21 protein-coding genes are annotated in these 17,424 nt (G+C 74.3%); 6 read left to right on the forward strand and 15 right to left on the reverse strand.

The features are described 5' to 3' along the window. The first annotated feature begins 33 nt into the window (after positions 1-33). The gene (locus tag H7X46_RS12680; RefSeq protein WP_370588736.1) at positions 34-1,434 is read left to right on the forward strand and encodes an MFS transporter; all 1,401 of its coding nucleotides are present in this window, start codon (positions 34-36) and stop codon (positions 1,432-1,434) included. Positions 1,435-1,470: 36 nt separating this feature from the next. On the opposite strand, the gene H7X46_RS12685 is transcribed toward H7X46_RS12680, so the two are convergent. Continuing rightward, positions 1,471-2,232, reverse strand: coding sequence for an ankyrin repeat domain-containing protein (locus tag H7X46_RS12685; protein WP_370588737.1), 762 nt, complete (start codon positions 2,230-2,232; stop codon positions 1,471-1,473). Between the two features lie 32 nt (positions 2,233-2,264). After that, the gene (locus H7X46_RS12690; protein ID WP_186359600.1) at positions 2,265-2,804 is read right to left on the reverse strand and encodes a heme-binding protein; all 540 of its coding nucleotides are present in this window, start codon (positions 2,802-2,804) and stop codon (positions 2,265-2,267) included. 172 nt (positions 2,805-2,976) lie between these two features. On the opposite strand from H7X46_RS12690, the gene H7X46_RS12695 reads away from it, so the two are divergent. Further along, positions 2,977-4,137, forward strand: a complete 1,161-nt coding sequence (locus H7X46_RS12695) for a sensor histidine kinase (RefSeq protein ID WP_370588738.1) — start codon at positions 2,977-2,979, stop codon at positions 4,135-4,137. Between the two features lie 5 nt (positions 4,138-4,142). Then, on the forward strand, positions 4,143-4,766 hold the full coding sequence (locus tag H7X46_RS12700; RefSeq protein WP_370589064.1) for a response regulator: 624 nt from the start codon (positions 4,143-4,145) through the stop codon (positions 4,764-4,766). Between the two features lie 18 nt (positions 4,767-4,784). On the opposite strand, the gene H7X46_RS12705 is transcribed toward H7X46_RS12700, so the two are convergent. From H7X46_RS12705 to H7X46_RS12750, 10 genes are all read right to left on the reverse strand, one after another. Then, entirely contained in the window at positions 4,785-5,759 is a 975-nt protein-coding gene (locus H7X46_RS12705; protein WP_186359601.1) for a PDR/VanB family oxidoreductase, read from the reverse strand. 15 nt (positions 5,760-5,774) lie between these two features. Continuing rightward, positions 5,775-6,005: a hypothetical protein gene (locus tag H7X46_RS12710; RefSeq protein ID WP_186359602.1), complete on the reverse strand. Its 231-nt coding sequence runs from the start codon at positions 6,003-6,005 to the stop codon at positions 5,775-5,777. Further along, a complete protein-coding gene (locus tag H7X46_RS12715; RefSeq protein WP_186359603.1) occupies positions 6,002-7,066 on the reverse strand; it encodes an aromatic ring-hydroxylating dioxygenase subunit alpha in 1,065 nt (354 codons plus the stop codon). Before H7X46_RS12715 ends, H7X46_RS12710 begins: the two co-directional genes overlap by 4 nt. Continuing rightward, positions 7,063-8,415, reverse strand: a complete 1,353-nt coding sequence (locus tag H7X46_RS12720) for an MFS transporter (protein ID WP_186359604.1) — start codon at positions 8,413-8,415, stop codon at positions 7,063-7,065. Before H7X46_RS12720 ends, H7X46_RS12715 begins: the two co-directional genes overlap by 4 nt. Positions 8,416-8,586: 171 nt before the next feature. Beyond that, complete coding sequence (locus H7X46_RS12725) at positions 8,587-9,348, reverse strand: IclR family transcriptional regulator (RefSeq protein WP_186359605.1); 762 nt, start codon at positions 9,346-9,348, stop codon at positions 8,587-8,589. Positions 9,349-9,370: 22 nt separating this feature from the next. After that, positions 9,371-10,051: an aspartate/glutamate racemase family protein gene (locus H7X46_RS12730; protein ID WP_370589065.1), complete on the reverse strand. Its 681-nt coding sequence runs from the start codon at positions 10,049-10,051 to the stop codon at positions 9,371-9,373. Positions 10,052-10,056: 5 nt separating this feature from the next. Further along, positions 10,057-11,094 (reverse strand): LLM class flavin-dependent oxidoreductase, encoded by a 1,038-nt coding sequence (locus H7X46_RS12735; protein WP_186359607.1) that lies wholly within the window; start codon positions 11,092-11,094, stop codon positions 10,057-10,059. Then, positions 11,084-11,374 (reverse strand): TIGR04076 family protein, encoded by a 291-nt coding sequence (locus H7X46_RS12740; protein WP_186359608.1) that lies wholly within the window; start codon positions 11,372-11,374, stop codon positions 11,084-11,086. Before H7X46_RS12740 ends, H7X46_RS12735 begins: the two co-directional genes overlap by 11 nt. Beyond that, a complete protein-coding gene (locus H7X46_RS12745; protein WP_186359609.1) occupies positions 11,371-11,661 on the reverse strand; it encodes a TIGR04076 family protein in 291 nt (96 codons plus the stop codon). The genes H7X46_RS12740 and H7X46_RS12745 overlap by 4 nt, the downstream gene beginning before the upstream one ends. After that, positions 11,658-12,878 carry an acyl-CoA dehydrogenase family protein gene (locus H7X46_RS12750; protein ID WP_186359610.1) on the reverse strand — a complete coding sequence of 407 codons (1,221 nt, stop codon included), beginning with the start codon at positions 12,876-12,878 and terminating at the stop codon, positions 11,658-11,660. Before H7X46_RS12750 ends, H7X46_RS12745 begins: the two co-directional genes overlap by 4 nt. A gap of 139 nt (positions 12,879-13,017) precedes the next feature. Between H7X46_RS12750 and H7X46_RS12755 the strand changes: the two genes are divergently transcribed. Continuing rightward, a complete protein-coding gene (locus H7X46_RS12755) occupies positions 13,018-13,860 on the forward strand; it encodes a PaaX family transcriptional regulator C-terminal domain-containing protein (protein WP_186359611.1) in 843 nt (280 codons plus the stop codon). Here H7X46_RS12755 and H7X46_RS12760 read toward each other — a convergent pair. Both H7X46_RS12760 and H7X46_RS12765 read right to left on the reverse strand, forming a co-directional pair. Beyond that, positions 13,818-14,360, reverse strand: a complete 543-nt coding sequence (locus H7X46_RS12760; protein WP_186359612.1) for a flavin reductase family protein — start codon at positions 14,358-14,360, stop codon at positions 13,818-13,820. The two genes, H7X46_RS12755 and H7X46_RS12760, sit on opposite strands and share 43 nt — an antisense overlap. After that, entirely contained in the window at positions 14,357-15,730 is a 1,374-nt protein-coding gene (locus H7X46_RS12765) for an MFS transporter (protein ID WP_186359613.1), read from the reverse strand. The genes H7X46_RS12760 and H7X46_RS12765 overlap by 4 nt, the downstream gene beginning before the upstream one ends. A gap of 117 nt (positions 15,731-15,847) precedes the next feature. Between H7X46_RS12765 and H7X46_RS12770 the strand changes: the two genes are divergently transcribed. Next, positions 15,848-16,201 carry a hypothetical protein gene (locus H7X46_RS12770; protein ID WP_186359614.1) on the forward strand — a complete coding sequence of 118 codons (354 nt, stop codon included), beginning with the start codon at positions 15,848-15,850 and terminating at the stop codon, positions 16,199-16,201. A 99-nt stretch (positions 16,202-16,300) separates the two neighbouring features. Here the strand turns inward: H7X46_RS12770 and H7X46_RS12775 are convergent, their stop codons facing one another. Next, positions 16,301-16,681 carry a VOC family protein gene (locus H7X46_RS12775; RefSeq protein WP_186359615.1) on the reverse strand — a complete coding sequence of 127 codons (381 nt, stop codon included), beginning with the start codon at positions 16,679-16,681 and terminating at the stop codon, positions 16,301-16,303. A 129-nt stretch (positions 16,682-16,810) separates the two neighbouring features. Between H7X46_RS12775 and H7X46_RS12780 the strand changes: the two genes are divergently transcribed. After that, positions 16,811-17,110 carry a PadR family transcriptional regulator gene (locus H7X46_RS12780; RefSeq protein ID WP_186359616.1) on the forward strand — a complete coding sequence of 100 codons (300 nt, stop codon included), beginning with the start codon at positions 16,811-16,813 and terminating at the stop codon, positions 17,108-17,110. Positions 17,111-17,424: the final 314 nt, after the last annotated feature.

The raw sequence follows: 17,424 nt of genomic DNA on the forward strand, positions 1-17,424 counted from the left end.
CCGATCCCTCCGCGAAGGCAGGTGGTGCACCCCGTGACCGACACCGTCCACGAGACCGGCCGGCCGGGAGCCGGCCCGGGGGATCCGCCGCGCCCGCGCCGGCACCTGGTGTTCGCGGTCGTCGGGCTGGCGCTGCTGATGTTCTCGCTGGACCAGACGTCGGTCGCCACCGCGTTGACGACGATCGGCCGCGACCTCGGGTCCGAGCTCGCCTGGACCGGCTGGGTGATCACGGTGGCGGCGGTCGGGCAGATCCTGGCGCTCCCGCTGGGCGGCTGGCTCTCGGACCGGTTCGGCGGGCGCCGGATGTTCCTGGCCGGCGTCGCGGTGTTCACGCTGATGTCGGGGCTGAGCGCGTTGAGCCCGTCGATCGGGGTGCTGATCGCCTGCCGGCTGGTGCAGGGCCTGGCCGGGGGCGTGATGCTGCCGGCGGCCAACGGCGTGGTCGCGCACCAGTTCGGCCGCGACCGCGACCGCGCGCTGGCGCTGTTCACCAGCGTGTTCCCGATCGGCGCGATCCTCGGCCCGCTGCTGGGCGGGCTGGTGCTCACCACCTGGTCCTGGCACGGGATCTTCCTGGTGAACGTGCCGCTCGGGATCGTGCTGGTGACGGCCGGGCTGGCGCTGGTCGACGACCCGCCGCACCGGCGGACCGGGCGGGTCGACGGGGCCGGGATCGCCCTGCTCGTGATCGCCCTGCTGGCGGTGATGCTGACGATCACCCGGCTGGGTTCGCCGGGTTCGGGGCCGGTGGTGACGGTGCTGGCCGCGGTGGTGGCGGCCGGGGCGGGCGCGGCGTTCGTGCGGCACTCCCGGCGGCGGGCGGACGCGGTGGTGCCGGTGCGGCTGCTGGCCGGGCGCGGGCTGGGGATCATGAACGTCACCAACGTGGTGTTCGGGGCCGTGGTGATCGGCTTCTCGGCGACGCTGCCGTTGTACGCCCAGGTCCGCTACGAGCTGCCGGCGTTCGTCGCGGGCGCGCTGCTGGCGGGCCGCGCGGTGGGGACGATCATCGGGTCGGGTGCGTCGGTGGCGCTGCTGCGTCGGGCGGGGTTCCGGCCGTTGCTGCTGGTCGGGCTGGTCGGGATCGTGGCCGGGATGGTGGCGACGGCGGTCGCGCCGCCGGCCGGGGACCCGGCGGTGTGGCTGCTCGGGGCGGCGACCCTGCTGGGGCTGGGCACCGGGGTGGCCGGACCGGCGGCGAACAACGCCGGCATGCACCTGGTACCCGGCGAGGTCGCGGCGGTGTCCGGCCTGCGGATCATGTTCCGCCAGGTGGGCGGGATCGCCGCGGTGTCGGTGATGACCGCGGTGATCACGGCCAGCAGCGACCCCGGCCGGGCCGGCGCGATCACCTTCGCCGCCCTCGCGGTCGTGCTGGCACTGGCCGGCGTGCTCGCGGCCCGGATCCCGAACCGCCGCGGCCGCTGGTGAGGGTCCGCCGGCCGCGCGGAGCCGGCACCCGCCCGGTCAGGTCGCGGAGCGGATGAGCTCGGCGATCCCGGTGTGACCGGCGCTCTCCGCGTGCCGGAGAGCGGTCACGCCGTCCCGGTCCGGGATGCCCGGGTCGGCCCCGGCGTCGAGGAGCAGCCGCACGATCTCCTGGTGGCGCGGACCGCCGTCGCCGAGCACCACGGCCTCCAGCAGCGCCGTCCACCCCAGGTCGTTGACGTGGTCGACGTCGATCCCGGTGCGGAGTACGGCGCGCACGTAGTCGACGTGGCCGCGCTCGCAGGCCGGGATGAGCGCGGTGCCGCCGAACCGGTTGGTCACCGTGAGGTCGGGGCCTGCGGGCAGCAGGGCCTCGAGCATGGCGACGCTGCCGGTCACCCCGGTCACCAGGAACGCGCTGTCCCGGCGGTCGTCCTGGGCGTCGGGGTCGGCGCCGGCCCGGACGAGCTCCCGGGCCACCTCGACGTGGTCGCCCAGCGCCGCCAGGAGCAGCGGGGTGCGCCGGTGCACGTCGCGGGCCTCGACGTCGGCGCCCGCCGCGAGCGCGGCACGGACCTGGTCGAGCGCGCCGGCCGCGGCGGCGCGGAGGAGCTGCTGATCGACCATCGGGTTCCTCCCGGCGTCTCGGGACCGCGGCACGGGCGGGACCGGCTGCACCCCCTGCGCGGGTGGCCCGGCGGGCGTCACCGGTGGGGGTGGCGCCGGCGCGCAGGCGGCGAGCGCGGCGGCGGTGAGCACACCGAGCACGACCCTGCCGAGCATGCCGGTCCTGCCGCCCACGGTCACATCATTCTCCGGCCCCCGGGCGGCGGTCACCGCAGGTCGGCCCGGACGGCGTCCAGGCCGGCGCGGGCGAACTCCTCGTCGAGGTCCCCGCTGGGCGCCCCGGCGACCCCGATCCCGGCGATCGGCGACCCGGCGATCACCGGGACGCCACCGGCCAGGAACAGGGTGCCGGGGATGTCCCGCAGCGTCGCCCCGTTCCCGCCGACCTGCCCGCTCAGCTCGGAGGTGGCCCGGCCCCAGGCCACTGCGGTGAACGCCTTCCGCCGGGCCGACTCGCCGCTCTGCGGGCCGGCACCGTCGCCGGTCAGCCGTACCCGCTCGTTGCCCGCCCGGTCCACGATCGACACCGTGACCCGCTGCCCCTCGGCCTCGGCGGCGTCCAGTGCGGCGTGGGCGGCCTTCGTCGCGGCGTCGATCCCGAGCACCGGCTGCTGGACGACCGCGGCCGGCGGCTGCGGCGGCGGGGCCGCGGCCGCATGCGCGGCGGTCAGCCCGGTGGTGCCGCCGAGGACGGCGAGGCCGAGCAGGGTGCCGGCGACGAGGCGGGTACGGGAGGTGGTCGGCATCGGGATCTCCTTCGCTGGGATGCGCTGTGCCTCCAGCCTCGGCCGGGAGCGGGCCCCCGCCATCGTCGGGACGGATCGTCCCGGGGCACCGCACGGTGGACCACGGATCAACCGATCCATCGATGCCGGCCGGCCGCGACCGGCCTACGTTGGGTCGGATGCGAGGACGAGCGTGATCGAGCGGCCGGCGCCGCCACCCGGGGGCCGGCTCTACCGCGCCATGCACGTGGGCTTCTTCGTGCTGCTCGCGTCGTCGGCGTGGCGCTACGTCTCGGGGCACGGCGCGGCGGGCCTGACCCCGCTGGTGCTCGGGCTCTCCGCCGGACTGGTCGCCGTCTACGTCCTCGGGCTGGTCGTGGGGGAGACCCACCGGCACGTGCGGCACGTGTGGCCGGCCGCGGTGATCGCCGTGTGGTGCGCGCTGGTCCTCGCGGCGCCCAGCTTCAGCTGGTGCGCGGTCCCGCTGTTCTTCGTCTGCCTGCGGCTGCTGCGGCCCCGGCCGCTGATCGTCGCCGTCGTGCTGCTGACCGCCACGGTGATCTTCGCGCAGCTGCGCCTGGCCGCCGAGGTCGACCTGATCGAGGTGCTCGTGCCGATGGCGGTGGCGACGATGGCCACGGCGGTGTTCCTGGAGCTGCGCCGGGAGAACGAGCGGCGCGAGGCGCTGATCGAGGAGCTGGTGCGGACCCGGGGCGAGCTGGCCGACGCCCAGCGCGCCGCCGGTATCAGCTGGGAACGCGCACGGCTGGCCGGCGAGATCCACGACACCATCGCCCAGGGGCTGTCCAGCATCCGGATGCTGCTGCAGGCGGCCGAACGGGACGGCGACACCCACGAGCACGTGCGGCGTGCCGGCCAGGTCGCGGAGGACAACCTCGCCGAGGCGCGCCGGTTCGTCCGCGGGCTCGCGCCGGCGGCGCTCGACCGGACGTCGCTGCCCGAGGCGCTGCGCGAGCTGGCAGGGCGGACGACAGCCGAGTCCGGTGTGGACGTGCGCGTCGAGGTGGTGGGCGACCCGCTGCCGACCGGCGGGGACCGGGACGCGGTGCTGTTGCGGGTCGCGCAGGGCGCGCTGGCGAACGTCCGCGAGCACAGTGCGGCCCGCCTCGCCGCGGTGACGCTGACCTACCTGGAGGATGCGGTGATGCTGGACGTCCGCGACGACGGCGTCGGGTTCGACCCGGCCGACCCACCGCGCGGGACGGGCCGCGGGTTCGGCCTCTCCGCGATGCGGGTGCGGGTGGAGCAGCTCGGCGGCACGGTGGCCGTCGAGAGCCGGCCCGGCGACGGGACGGCCGTGGCCGTGACCCTGCCGGTGGGAGGTGGCGCGTGACCGGCGTGGTGCGGGTGCTGGTGGTCGACGACCACCCCGTGGTCCGCGCCGGGCTGCGGGCACTGCTCACCGGCGTGGCCGGCCTCGAGGTGGTCGGCGAGGCGGGGACCGCCGCCGAGGCGCTCCAGCAGGCGAGCACCCGGCACCCCGACGTGGTGCTGATGGACCTCCAGCTCGGCGACGGCGTCGAGGGGGTCGAGGCGACCCGACGGCTGCGGGCGCTGGAGCACCCGCCCCGGGTGCTGGTGCTGACCACCTACGACGCCGACACCGACATCACCCGCGCCGTCGACGCCGGGGCGACCGGGTACCTGCTCAAGGCCGGCCAGCCGGAGGTGCTGTTCCAGGCGATCCGCGCCACCGCGCAGGGCCAGACGATGCTGTCCCCGGAGATCGCCTCGCGCCTGCTGCAGCACAGCCGCGCCCCCGAGCGGTCGCTGAGCGCGCGCGAGGTCGAGATCCTCGAGCTGCTCGCGCAGGGTCTGAGCAACCGGGACCTGGCGCGCCGGCTGTTCCTCAGCGAGGCGACGGTGAAGACCCATCTCGTGCACATCTACGCCAAGCTCGGCGTGGACAGCCGGACGGCCGCGGTGAGCGCCGCGGTGGAACGGCGCCTGATCCGGCTCTGATGCGATGACCAGCGCGGGTCAGAGGTCGAGCACGAGCCGGGGGCACCGGGCCCGGGACACGCAGATCATCATCACGTCGTGGGCCTCCCGTTCCTCGTCGGTGAGCACCGAGTCCCGGTGGTCCACCTCGCCGGACAGGACGCCGGTCTCGCAGGTCCCGCAGATGCCGTCCTGGCAGGACGACAGCACCGGCAGCCCCGCCTCCTCGACGACGTCGAGGATCGACCGGTCGGCGGGGACGGTCAGCGTCGTGCCGGACTGCGCCAGCTCGACCTCGAAGGACCCGGTGGGCCCGTCGGTCGCGCCGGCCCGGGCCGCGAACCGTTCCACGTGGAGCGCGCCCCGGGGCCAGTGCGCGCAGCGTTCCTCGACCGCGGCCAGCAGCGGCTCGGGCCCGCAGCAGTAGACGGCCACGTCGTCCGCCGTCGCGCCCGGCTCGGCCAGGATCGTCGCCAGGTCGAGCAGGCCGGCCTCGTCGGCCGGGCAGATCTCCACCCGGCCCGGGTACAGGCGTTCGAGGCGGTCCCGGAACGCCATCGACGCGCGGGTCCGGCCGCCGTACACCAGCCGCCAGCCGGCACCGGACGCCTCGGCGCGGGCGACCATCGGCAGGATCGGGGTGATCCCGATCCCGCCGGCGACGAACACGTACCGGCGGGCCGGTGCCAGCGCGAAGTGGTTGCGGGGCCCGCGCACCCGTACGGTGTCGCCCTCGGCGAGGTGGTCGTGGACGTGGGCGGACCCGCCGCGCCCGTCCGGCTCGCGCAGCACCGCGACCTGCAGGACGGCGCGTTCCGCGGGGTCGCCGCACAGCGAGTACTGCCGGGTGAGCTCGCCGGTGAGGACCAGGTCGACGTGCGCGCCCGGTTCCCAGGCGGGCAGGTCGGCCCCGTCCGGGGCGCGCAGCGTCAGCTGAACGACCCCGTCGGCCAGCTCCTCCTTCTTGTCCAGCACCAGGTCGAGCTCGTGCTCGGTGCGGTCGTCGGTCGTCATGGCAGCTCCTCGTCCCTAGGCGGGGGTGAGCGCCGCGCGCGGTGGGACGTTCGCCCGGGCGGCGCGCTCGGTGTGGTCGTCGGGGTGGCCGAGCAGCCACTCCCACAGCGCGACCGGGTCCTCGAAGTCGCGGGTGGCGCCGCAGTGGCAGACCGCGCGGAGCAGGTCGGTGCCCAGTACCCAGTGGATGCGGTAGACCCGCTCGCCGTCGAGGACCGGCGGGGCCTCGGGGATGTCCCCGCTCATCGGGCCGGGGCCGCGGGGGCGTTGCGCGGGGCCTGCCCGGCCATGCGGGCGAGCATCCGGCGCGCGGCGAGGCCACCGGTGTCGATGTTGATCGACAGCTCCTGGTAGCCCTCGGGTTCGCGCTGGATCACCTGCTCGAGCACGTCGAGCGCCTCGACGTCCTGCAGCACCACCGTGCGGTTGTTCTCGGCCAGGAACTCCGAGACCCCGGTGTCGTCGAGGGCGAAGTCGCGGGCGACCAGCCAGAAGTCGTGCGTGGAGTGCTCGGTCTCCGGGGTGATCGCGTAGACCACCTCGACGTGGAACGCGTCCGGGTCGCTGCCGTCGGGATTCGGCACCGACCCGACCGGGGCGATCCGCGAGTGCAGCTTGTACAGGCACGGCGGGGTGTACTCGATGTCCTGCCAGCGGCTGATGCGCCCGGACAGGCCGGTGGAGCGCTCGTAGAACGGCGGGCACTCGGCGTCGTCCATGTGGCGGGAGACGTAGACGACGCCGGCCTCGTCGTCGACCTCGGTGGTGATCGGGGTGTCCGCGACCTCGGGCGTGCCGATGTAGCCGCCGTGCAGGTAGGTCTCGTGCGAGAGGTCGAGCAGGTTGTCGACCAGCAGCGAGAACCGTGCGGCCAGCGGCTCCCTCCCGCGCACCGTCGTGTAGCCCGGCGAGTCCAGGTAGGACGCCCGCGGGATCCGGCCCTCGTCGGCCTCGGCCGGGTCGCCGATCCAGAGCCAGACCAGCGAGTCGAGCTCGACGACCGGGTAGGCGGTCAGGCGGGCGGTGCGCGGCACACGGGTCTGCCCCGGCACCGCCACGCAGCGGCCGTCGGGCCCGTAGGTGAACCCGTGGTAGCCGCACACGACCGTGTCGCCGACCAGCCTCGACGGGGCCTGCGACAGCGGGAACCGGCGGTGCACGCAGCGGTCGGAGTGCGCGACGACGGTGCCGTCCTCGGTGCGCCAGAACAGGATCGGCTCGCCGCAGACGGTCCGGGCGAACAGCTCGTGGGTGATCTCGGAGGAGTACGCGGCGACGTACCACTGGTTGCGCGGGATGGTGCTCACGAGGAGGCCCCTTCGGCTCGGATCGTGGTGGGCGGGGCGGCCGCGGACGTCGGGGTCGGCCGCAGGAGCAGCAGCATGGCCGCGGTGAGGAGGAAGACCCCGGCGAACAGCAGGTAGAGCTGGTGCGGGGTCCAGCCGCCGTCGAGCAGCGTGCCGGCCAGGGTCGGGGCGAGGATGGCGCCGGCCCGGCCGATGGCCAGGCCGGTCCCGACCCCGGTGGTGCGGACCGCCGGTGCGTAGACGGTCGGGGTCAGCGCGTACAGCCCGGCGACGCACCCGTTGACGACGACGCCGATGACCACGGCGACGGCGAACGCGGACGCCAGCGACGACGTCGTCGTGATGAAGACCGCGAGCAGGGCCGCGGCCGTGACCAGGTAGCCGGTCAGGACGTGGCGCAGCGCGAAGCGCGCGGCCAGCAGGCCCAGCAGCGTCGCCCCGAAGATGCCGCCGACGTTCAGCAGGGTCCCGCCGGCGATGCCGGCGGTGGGGGACAGGCCGGCCTCGGTGAGCAGGGTCGGCGTCCAGCTCGTGACGAAGTAGAAGCCGGCCATGATGCAGAAGAACACCACCCACAGCACGAGCGTCGTGCGCCGCAGCCGGGCGGCCAGCAGCTCCCGGTAGCCGGCGCCCACCCCGGACGGGACGGCGCTGTGCTCGGGCAGCGCGCCGAGCAGCGGGTGCCCCATCCGCCGGAGCAGGTCGTTGATCCGCTCCAGCGCCCGGACGGGCCGGCGGGTGGCGAGGAAGTCCAGGGACTCGGGCAGCCGCCACCACACCAGCGGGATGACCGCGACGGTGGCCGCGCCGCCGACCAGGAAGACCGACCGCCAGCCGAAGCCGCCGATGAGGACGGCGGCGAGCAGCCCGCCGAGGGTCGCGCCGAGCGCGTACCCGGTCGAGTTGAGGCTGACGGCCAGGCCGCGCCACCGGGTCGAGGCGTACTCGGCCGCGATCACGTTGGTGGTGGCGAGCAGGCCGCCGATGCCGATCCCGGTCAGCACGCGCAGCAGCCCGAGCTGCCAGGGCGCCTGGCTCGCCGCGGACAGCAGCATGGTGACGCCGGCCAGGGCGAGGCAGCCCAGCACCATCGGCCGGCGTCCGATGCGGTCGGCCCAGGGCGCGACGAACATCGACCCGACGGCCATGCCGATCAGGCCGGCGGACAGCAGCAGCCCGAGCTGGGCCCCGCTCAGCCCCCACTCGGCGGAGACCGCCTTGCCGGTGAAGGCCATGACGAGGACGTCGAAGCCGTCGAGCATGTTGAGCAGCACGCAGACGGCGACCGCGCCCCACTGGAACCGGGACATCGGGCCGTCGTCGATCAGTTCCTGCACGTCGCGGCTCATGAGCGACGTCCACGGGGTTCGGGACGGTGAGAAGGAAGCAAGGCAGCACTCCGTTGTCGACTGCTCGGGCCCGCTGCGTGGTGGGCGGGCCGTCCGGCGGCCAGCATCACCACCCGGGGTGGCCGCCCCGAAGCCGACTTCCGGAAAATGGAAGCGCTCGGACGGACGGGCTCAGTCGGCCTCGGACAGGGCCCTGCTGATGGCGCGGGCACTCGTCCGCACCAGGGGCGCCAGCGCGTGCGGCGAGCTCGTCCCGTACCGGACGACGAGCGAGACGGCGGCGACGACCTGGCCCCGGTGGTCGTGCACCGGCGCACCGACCGAGAGCGAGTCCATCGTCACCTGCCGGTCACTGATCGAGAACCCGCTGGTCCGGACGTCGGCGAGCATGGCGCGCAGCCGCCCCGGATCGGTGACGGTGCGCTCGGTGTACTGGGTGATCCGCCCGGCCAGCACGTCCTCCTGCACCTCGCGGGGCGCGTGCGCCAGCAGCACCAGCCCCACACCGGTGGCGGTCAGCGCGAACCGCCCGCCCACCCGGCTGAACACCGGGACGGCGCCGGTGCCGGCCAGCCGTTCCAGGAACACCACCTCGGTGCCCTCCCGGACGGCCAGCTGCACGTTCTCCCGGGTGATCTGGCAGAGGTCCTCGAGGAACGGCAGCGCACGCTCGCGCAGCCCCTGCCCGCGCGGCGCGAGCGCCGCGAGCTCCCACAGCCGCAGCCCGATCCGGTACCGGCCGTCGTCCCCGCGTTCCAGCGCGCCCCAGGCGGCGAGCTCGGCCACGAGGCGGTGCACCGTGGACAGCGGCATGTCGTTGATCTCGGACAGCTCGGTGAGCGACAGCTCGCGGCGGGACCGGCTGAAGCTGGCGAGCAGTCCCAGCGCGCGGGCGACGACCGGGCCGGTGGGGCCGGTGGGGCGACCGCGCATGGCGACAGTGTGCGCCTACCCGTCATGCGGGACGCGACGGCGCGCCACCCCCGGCGGCGAGCCACCGGATCTGGTCCAGGGCGTCCCAGACGGGCAGGCCGGTCGCGGCGCGCAGGGCGGCGCTGTAGGGCGGGAGGTTGGCGCACTCGGACACCAGTGCCCCGACCGCGGTGCCCTCGACGGCGCGGGCGACGACCGCACGGATCTCCTGCTCGGCCCGCGCGAGGTCGAGCGAGTCCCGCTCGCCGCGCAGGGCGGGCAGGAAGTGGTCGGTCGCGGCGAGGTCGATCGTGACGATCCGGTCCAGCCGGTCCGGGGCGACCCCGGCCGCGACCAGGCGTTCGGGGGTCAGCTGGGCGGCGAGCGCGGTGACGACGCCGACCGTGCGGCCGGCCGGGAGGACGGCCAGCACCTGCGGCAGCTGCAGCAGCGCCGACGTCGCGACGGGGACGCCGAGGCGGTCGGTGAGCTCGCGGTGCACGCGGGTCAGCAGCCCGCACGTCGTGGCCAGGACGGTGGCGCCCCGGCCGACGAGCGCCCGTCCGGCGCGGAGCAGGGCGGGGAGCAGCGCGTGCTCCCGCCCGTCGAACACGTCCTGCATCGACACCGGGCCGGCCCGCTCGAAGCCGACGGGCCGGTCGAAGCTCGCGGCGCAGCCGACGTCGCCGGGGACCCGGGGGACGTCGCCGCCGACGACGATCACCCCGATCAACGGCCGGTCGCCCCGCCGTCGAACGACGAGCGCAGCACCGGCAGGACCTCCTTGCCGAGCAGGGCGACGGCGTCGAGCGGGTCCGGCCCCATCGGCGGGCCGAACGACAGGTGCCGCGCCCCCGCCTCGATCAGCGTCGCGCACTGCTCGACGACCTCGGCGGCGCCGCCGACGACGCCGAGGTCGAGCATCGTCGACGACCGCAGCACCGTCTCGGTCGCCGCGTCCTCGTCGCCGGCGAGCACCAGCTGCTGGGTCCGGGCGAACTCGTCCGGGTCGAGCCCGTTCGCGACGAGGGCGTCGGTGCTCAGCGAGCCGCTGTAGTGGGCGATGTGCCGCGCGAGCAGCCGGCGGGCCACGTCGGGGTCGGCGTCGATCGAGCACCAGATGCAGGCGGCGACGTCCAGGTCGTCGACCGAGCGGCCCTCCTTCTCGGCGCCGGTGCGGATCTGGTCGAGCGCCCGGTGTGCCTGCCGGGGCGGCAGGCACAGCGGCAGCGCGCCGTCGGCGAACCGCCCGGTCATCTCCAGCATCCGGGGGCCCATCGCGCCCACGTAGATCGGGACCGGGCGGGGCTGCTGGATCCGGGCCTGCTCCGCCCAGAAGTCGCCGGCGCCCGGGACACCGGCGGGGCTGCGGCCGTGGGTGAGCTCCCGGATCGCGATGACGGCCTGCCGGGTCCGGGGCACGGGTTTGATCGGGGTGAGGCCGCCCCACCCGAGGAACACGTCGGAGCCGGCGCCGAGGCCGAGCAGGAACCGGTCGTCGGACAGCTCCTGGAACCCCGACGCGAGCTGCGCGATCTGCGCCGGGTGCAGGGACACCGGGTCCAGGACGCCGGCACCGACCTTGATCCGGCTGGTCGACATCAGCATCGAGGCGAGCCCGGCGATGCCGGGCGGCCCGAAGATGTCGTTGCCCGCCCACACCTGGTCGAAGCCCGCGGCCTCGGCGTTGAGCGCCGCGGTCGTCAGCCCGCGGGTCCCGTGCCCGGCGGCACCGACCCGGACGCTCAGTACCAGCTCACGTGTCATGGTCGTCCTCACCTTCCGGTAGCGGGCGGACCCGCATGATCAGGTCCTCCGGCGGGTCCGGGCAGGCGACCAGGGGTTCCCCGGCCGCCCACCGGTGCAGCGACTCGCCGGCCGGCCGCCCGCTCATCGCGCCGGCGACGGCCGCGATCGCGAAGTAGCAGAAGCTCTGTCCCGGGGGCAGGTGCACCCCGCGCTCGTCGATGTCCACGTGGTCGCCGACCGCCATCGCGCAGGCCGAGTAGTTCATCGACTCGACGGTGCACCGGATCCGGGCGGTCACGACGGCTCCGTGTCCGGGTCGATCCGGTCCAGCGACAGGAGCACGCGTTCGCGCGGGTCGGGGCAGCAGACGAACGGTTTGCGCTCCAGCCAGTGGTCCTCGGCGTGCGGCTCCGTCCGGGACATGAGCAGGGGGACGGCCGCCATCATCGCCTGCAGGCAGAACGGCCGCCCGCTCGGGATCCGCAGCGTCGATCCGACCGCGTCGAAGTAGTCCCCCTCGGCCAGGCCGCACCGGGTCCGGCCGGCCCGGACCACCCGCACCCGTACGCCCGCGTGCCGGCTCATCCGGACCGGTGCCCGTTGCGCGACGCGCCGGCCTCGCGGCGCAGGAGCTCCTCGCCGTACCCGGACCAGTGGAAACGCTTGGCCCCGAAGTGCGCCAGCGCGCCCCACGCGTCGCGGAGCACCCGCTCGAGCGGGTCCGACCGGTAGATGTACCGGGAGCCGTACAGGTCGCCGCACACGTCCACGACGTGCCGCAGGGTCTCTCCGGCCTGGGTGTTCGTCACCCGGAGCCGGGCCTCCTCGAGCGGGTCCAGGACCCGGCCGGGGGTGAAGATCGCGTCGTCGGTCCGGCGGGCGACCTCGACGATGCCGCGCTCGACGATGTCGAGCTCGCCGGCGGCCTGCCCGAGATCCCGGGTGGTGGCGGCGTCGAGCCGGCCGAGGTCGCCGCCGCTGCGCGCCCGCACGGCCCGGACGGTCAGGTCGACCGCGTGCCGGGCGAGGCCCAGGAAGACCCCGGTCAACGGGAAGAACAGCAGCCCGACGTGCTTGTTGAGCGGGTCCGCGTCCGGGTTCGGCGGTGCCTCCCGGTCGAAGGTGTGGCTCGCGGGGACGAATGTGGGTTCGGTGATCTCGTAGGAGCCGCTGCCCGACCCGCAGATCCCGAGCGCCTGCCAGTTGTCGAGGTGCCGCACCGCCTGCCGCGGGAGCCAGACGCCCAGCAGCCGCTGGCGGCCGTCCTCGCGCAGGGCCGGCTCGCCGTCGTGGAACACGCGGCAGCCGCCGACGACGTGCTCGGCGGACAGCGTGCCGCTGCCCCAGTCCCAGCGGCCGCTGACCAGGTAGCCGCCGTCGACGATCTCGGCGCGGCCGGGCGGGTGGAACGATCCGCCGGTCGGCATGTCCCGGGTCGGGTACAGCTCGTGGTAGGTCGCCTCGCCGAGCCGGCCGGCGTAGTAGCCGGAGGCGTTCAGCACGGCGACGTTCCAGCCCGCGCTCGCGTCCACGGCGGAGATCGTCGTGACCACGGACAGCTGGTCGGTCAGGGACATCTCGAGGCCGCCACGGCTCGCCGGGAATCCCATCTGGAACAGCCCCGCGGCGCGGAACAGGCGGGCCAGGGGCTCGGACAGGCGGGCGTCGGACTCGCACCGGTCGGCCTCGGCGCGGACCTGCGGCGCCAGCGCGTCCGCGTTGGCCAGCACCGCTGCGGTCGTGGTCGGCGCCTGCAACTCGAGTTCGCGGGTCGCGCTCGGCGCTTCGTAGGTCGCGGTCATAGTAATATGTTTCACAGCAGCGGGCCGCCCTGTCAACTGTTCGTTCCGGACCGAGCGTCGGCGGGGGAGCGGGGGGCTAGCATCGCGTCCGCGTCCGTGCGCGGACGCCCCGGACTCCGGCGGACCGAAGGACGTTGATGTGGCCACCTCGACCGGCGACGACCTCGTCGACCCGACGCCGCAGTCCCTGCTGTTCAGCATGTTCGGCGCCTACCTCGAGCCGCGGACGGCGTCGATGTGGTCGGGCGGGCTGGTGAGCTTGCTCGGGAGCTTCGGCGTCGCCACCGTCACCGCCCGGATCACCCTGAACCGCATGGTGCACCGCGGGCTCGCCGAACCGCACCGCAACGGGCGGACCGTGTCCTACACGCTCACCCCGCGGACGCTGCACCTGCTGGAGGACGCGGACAACCGGCTCGCCTCGCTCGTCGCGGCCGACGAGCCCCCGACGACCTGGACGCTCGTGTGGCACGGCCTGCCGGACAGCCGCAAGCCGGAACGGTCCCAGTTCGTCAAGCAGCTGCGGTTCCACGGCTTTGGCCAGATGCAGGACGCCGTGTGGGCAGCACCCCGGGACTACCTGCGGCAGGTCCGGGACTACGCCGAGCTGCTCGGGATCGCGGACGCGGTCGCGATCTTCAGGGCCCGCCTCGACGACGACGTCGTGCCGGCGGCCCTGCTCGGCCACCTGTGGCAGCTCGACGAGCTCACCACGCGCTACCGGCGGTTCACCGAGAAGTACCGGGACGTCGGCGCGGGAGCCCGGATGTCCGACGAGGAGGCGTTCGTCGCGTGCACCGAGATGCTGGACGCCTTCCGGTCGTTCGCCGAGCTGGATCCGGAGCTCCCGCGCCAGTGGACGCCGCACGCCGACGCCCGGGACGACGCCCTGGCCGTCCACCGCGACGTCCTCGGGCGCCTGCGGCCCCAGGCGGCTGCTCACTTCGTCGCGGTGACCGCTCCGGAGTCGGGCGCGGCCTGACCGTCCAGCATGCGGTACTGCCCGTCGTAGAACACCAGCGGTTCGCGCTGCGCATGGTGGGTGCGGACCACGCAGCCGACGACGATGACGTGGTCGCCCTTCACCTGCACCGACTCCACCTCGCACAGCAGGCCGGCCAGCGTCCCCCGGATGGTCGGCAGGCCGTCGACGACCTCGAACGCGTCGTCGTCGCTGGTCGGCTGGGACCGGGCGAGCCGCTGGGAGTGTTCCCGGTGCTCGTCGGCGAGGACGCAGATGCTGAACGCGCCCCGCCGCTGGAGGGCCTCGCAGGTGCGCGATCCCACCTGGAGGCACACGAGCACGAGCGGCGGTTCGAGCGACACCGAGGTGAAGGAGTTCACGACGGCCGCGTACGTCGAGCCCCGGTCGGTCGTGGCGACGACCGCCACCCCCGTGGCGAACCGGCGCATCGTCTCCCGGAGGCTGCCCGGCGGGACCGGTGACGCGGTCCGCGGCGAGCAGGTGGACGTGTCGTTCATGCCCGGCTCCGCTCCCCGGGCGCGAGCTGCCCGGTCGTGTCGTCGAGCTGTTTCGCGCTGCTCCGGAGAAGCACCGTGCAGGTTACCATCAGGGTGAGCAGGACAAGGCCGAGAACGGGTCCCGACCACATTGCGCGGCCGGACACCTCGTAGAGGAACACCGCGAGCGCCGGGGCGAATCCGCTGAGTGCCGCCCCGGCCTGATAGGTGATGGAGACGCCGCTGTAGCGGGCCGATGCGGGAAACAGGCTCGCAAAGTACACAGGAGTGCACCCGGTGATGAACGAGTCGATCGCACCGGCCACGGCGAACACGACGAAGAATGCGACGACGCTTTCCCCGGAAAGTGCACCGAACAGCACGAAATTGAAGACGGCCATGGCGACGCCGGCGACGACGATGAGCCGGGCGGCGCCGAACCGGTCGGTCAGCACGCCCGCGAAGAGGATGCACCCGGTCACCGACGCGGTGAGCACGACCTGCCCGAGCACCGTCTGGGACGTGGCCCAGCCGTGGTCCTTGGCGTAGAAGACCGCGTAGGTCAGCAGGATGTAGATCGTTCCGTTGGTGCCGAGGCTCAGGCCGGTCGCCAGGAGCAGCGCGCGCGGATGCTGCCGGAACAGGATCCGCAGCGGGCGCCGCTGCCGTGCCTCCACCTTCTCGACCTGCGTCGCGAACTCCCGGGTGTCCGGTGTCCGGAGCAGCGGCACGATGCCGACGAGGGTGAGCACGCCGCCGATGAGGAACGGGATCCGCCAGCCCCACGCGGTCAGCGCCTCCTCCGACATCACCGAGGAGACCAGGAGGAACACCACCATGGCGAGGAGCGCGCCCAGGCTCTGCCCCATACCGGAGAAGCTGCCGTAGACGCCGCGCTGGTTGCGCGGGGCCGACTCCACGCCGTACACGACGGCCCCGCCGCTCTCGCCGCCGGCGGCCAGTCCCTGGACGAGGCGCAGGAGCACGAGCAGGACCGGGGCCCACAGCCCGATCCGGTCGTAGCCGGGCAGGAGTCCGACCAGGACGGTGGAACACCCCATGGCGACCATGGAGGCGATCAGGACCGGGCGGCGGCCGTGCCGGTCGCCCCAGTAACCGGCGAGCACGCCGCCGAGCGGCCGCGCCACGAACCCGACCCCGAAGCTGCCCAGGGCGAGCAATGTCCCCATGACCGGGTTCGAGACCGGGAAGAACACCTGGCCGAAGATCAGTGACGCGACGAGGCCGTAGAGCATGAAATCGTAGTACTCGAGGGTCGTCGCTCCGGCTGCGACCAGGAACACCGATCGTCGGCGCCGCGCATTCTCCGCTCCCGTGGTCGACGCGTCGCCGGTTTCCTCCACCGGACCTCGCACCTGATTCTCCGTCATTCACGCACCTCCTGTGCGTCCGCGCCGTCGCGGCGGGCCGACGTGCCGCTGTGAACGCGGCCACAGCAAGTTACATCACAGTCCGCTGCGGTGTCTAGTACTTGCTATCGTCGGTGGATGGACCGCGACCGCACTGCCGCATTGCAGTTCCTCCGCCGGCATTTCCGGCCCGACGGACCCCGGCTCGGGATCGTGGTGCTCGCCGAATGCGGCGATGCGGTCGAGGGCGCCGCGGCCGAGGTGCTGCGCGAGCACGGCCTGTCCCCGGCGCGCCGGCTCGCCAGGATCCAGCCGCGCGTCGACGAGCCGGCCGTGTCCTCCGAGGACCTGGCCGACTTCCTCGAGCGCTACGGGCACGAGTACTGCGCGGCGTGGCTGCCGGTCCGTACCGTGGCCGGCTCGCTCGACACCGCCGCGGTCGACGCCGCCGGGCGGCGCAGCGGGTGCGTCACGGGCTGGTACGGGCGCTGACTCGTACCCGGCCTCGTCCCGGCTTCGCTCTGGGCCGGCCTCGCCCGGCTCTGCTTCGCTCTGGGTCCGGCCCGGCCTCGCCCCGGGGGCGGCGCGGCGTCAGGCTGCCGGCTCGAACAGCTCGACGAGGTTTCCGGCCGGGTCCTCGAGCAGGATCTGCGACCCGCCGCGGCCGACGACGACGTCGTTGCGGAAGCGCTGACCCGCTGCCCGCAGCCGGTCCACCTCGGCGCCCAGGTCGGTGACGATGAGCTGGATGCGGTTCCACCCGCCCGGCTCGGGGATGCGCCCGTCGGGCATCGCGCGGGAGGCGCCACCCGGCCCGCCGGCGGCGTTGACCAGGAGGCGCAGCGCGCCGCGGGACAGTACGGCGAACCCCGGAGCGACGTCGGTCTCGACGGCGAACCCGAGGTGCCGGGTGTAGAAGTCGATCGACGCCGTGACGTCCTCGACGATGTAGCGCACGTTCACGACGTCCATCACGGATCCCTCCGTCGGAGTGAGGCTCACCAGTCTGGCATCGTTGCCCGATATCGGCAAGCGATATCTGGTCCCGAGGAGTGTGTGGGATACTCGGGCGGCGATATCGGGTTCGCCAGGGGAGGGCGGGTGCGGGAGTTCCAGCGGGGCGCCGTGCGGCTGCACATCCTGCATCACGCCGCGCAGGGGGAGATCCACGGCGCGTGGATGAGCGAGGAGCTCGCCGCGCACGGCTACGACATCAGCCCGGGCACGCTGTACCCGACGCTGCACCGGTTGGAGCGTGACGGGCTGCTCGAGTCGGAGCAGCAGGTGGTGGACGGCCGGGCCCGGCGCGTCTACCGGCTGACCGGGGCCGGGCGGATCGCCCTCGAGGACGACCGCCGCGCGCTGGCCGAACTCGCCCGAGAGGTCCTGCCCGACCGGTGACGCGTCCCGTTGCGCTTCCACGCGCCGGACGCCCGGTGGGGGCGCTGTCGATCAGCCCGCCGCCGCCCCGGGTGGGGCGAGAACGCGCTCCCCGCCCGGCCCGGCGCGTGGCGATCTGCACGCGGTGGCCCCGGTGACGGCGAATACGTGCGTCTCGCCCGGTCGGGGCTGGTCGATCTGCGCGGTGTCGCCCCGGTGAGGGCAGGTACGTGCAGGTCGGGCGGCCGGGGCTCGTCGATCTGCGCGGTGTGGCCCCGGTGAGGGCGGTAGCGTGCGTGTCGGACGGTCGCGGCGTGTCGATCTGCACGATCTTG

It is taken from the genome of Pseudonocardia sp. C8 (genome assembly GCF_014267175.1).
Taxonomy (GTDB): domain Bacteria; phylum Actinomycetota; class Actinomycetes; order Mycobacteriales; family Pseudonocardiaceae; genus Pseudonocardia.

Coding starts and splice junctions, on each gene's coding strand:
- H7X46_RS12690 (WP_186359600.1), bottom strand. CDS start 2,804: ATGCCGACCACCTCCCGTACCCGCCTCGTCGCCGGCACCCTGCTCGGC.
- H7X46_RS12705 (WP_186359601.1), bottom strand. CDS start 5,759: ATGACGACCGACGACCGCACCGAGCACGAGCTCGACCTGGTGCTGGAC.
- H7X46_RS12710 (WP_186359602.1), bottom strand. CDS start 6,005: ATGAGCGGGGACATCCCCGAGGCCCCGCCGGTCCTCGACGGCGAGCGG.
- H7X46_RS12720 (WP_186359604.1), bottom strand. CDS start 8,415: ATGAGCCGCGACGTGCAGGAACTGATCGACGACGGCCCGATGTCCCGG.
- H7X46_RS12725 (WP_186359605.1), bottom strand. CDS start 9,348: ATGCGCGGTCGCCCCACCGGCCCCACCGGCCCGGTCGTCGCCCGCGCG.
- H7X46_RS12735 (WP_186359607.1), bottom strand. CDS start 11,094: ATGACACGTGAGCTGGTACTGAGCGTCCGGGTCGGTGCCGCCGGGCAC.
- H7X46_RS12745 (WP_186359609.1), bottom strand. CDS start 11,661: ATGAGCCGGCACGCGGGCGTACGGGTGCGGGTGGTCCGGGCCGGCCGG.
- H7X46_RS12750 (WP_186359610.1), bottom strand. CDS start 12,878: ATGACCGCGACCTACGAAGCGCCGAGCGCGACCCGCGAACTCGAGTTG.
- H7X46_RS12760 (WP_186359612.1), bottom strand. CDS start 14,360: ATGAACGACACGTCCACCTGCTCGCCGCGGACCGCGTCACCGGTCCCG.
- H7X46_RS12765 (WP_186359613.1), bottom strand. CDS start 15,730: ATGACGGAGAATCAGGTGCGAGGTCCGGTGGAGGAAACCGGCGACGCG.
- H7X46_RS12770 (WP_186359614.1), top strand. CDS start 15,848: ATGGACCGCGACCGCACTGCCGCATTGCAGTTCCTCCGCCGGCATTTC.
- H7X46_RS12775 (WP_186359615.1), bottom strand. CDS start 16,681: ATGGACGTCGTGAACGTGCGCTACATCGTCGAGGACGTCACGGCGTCG.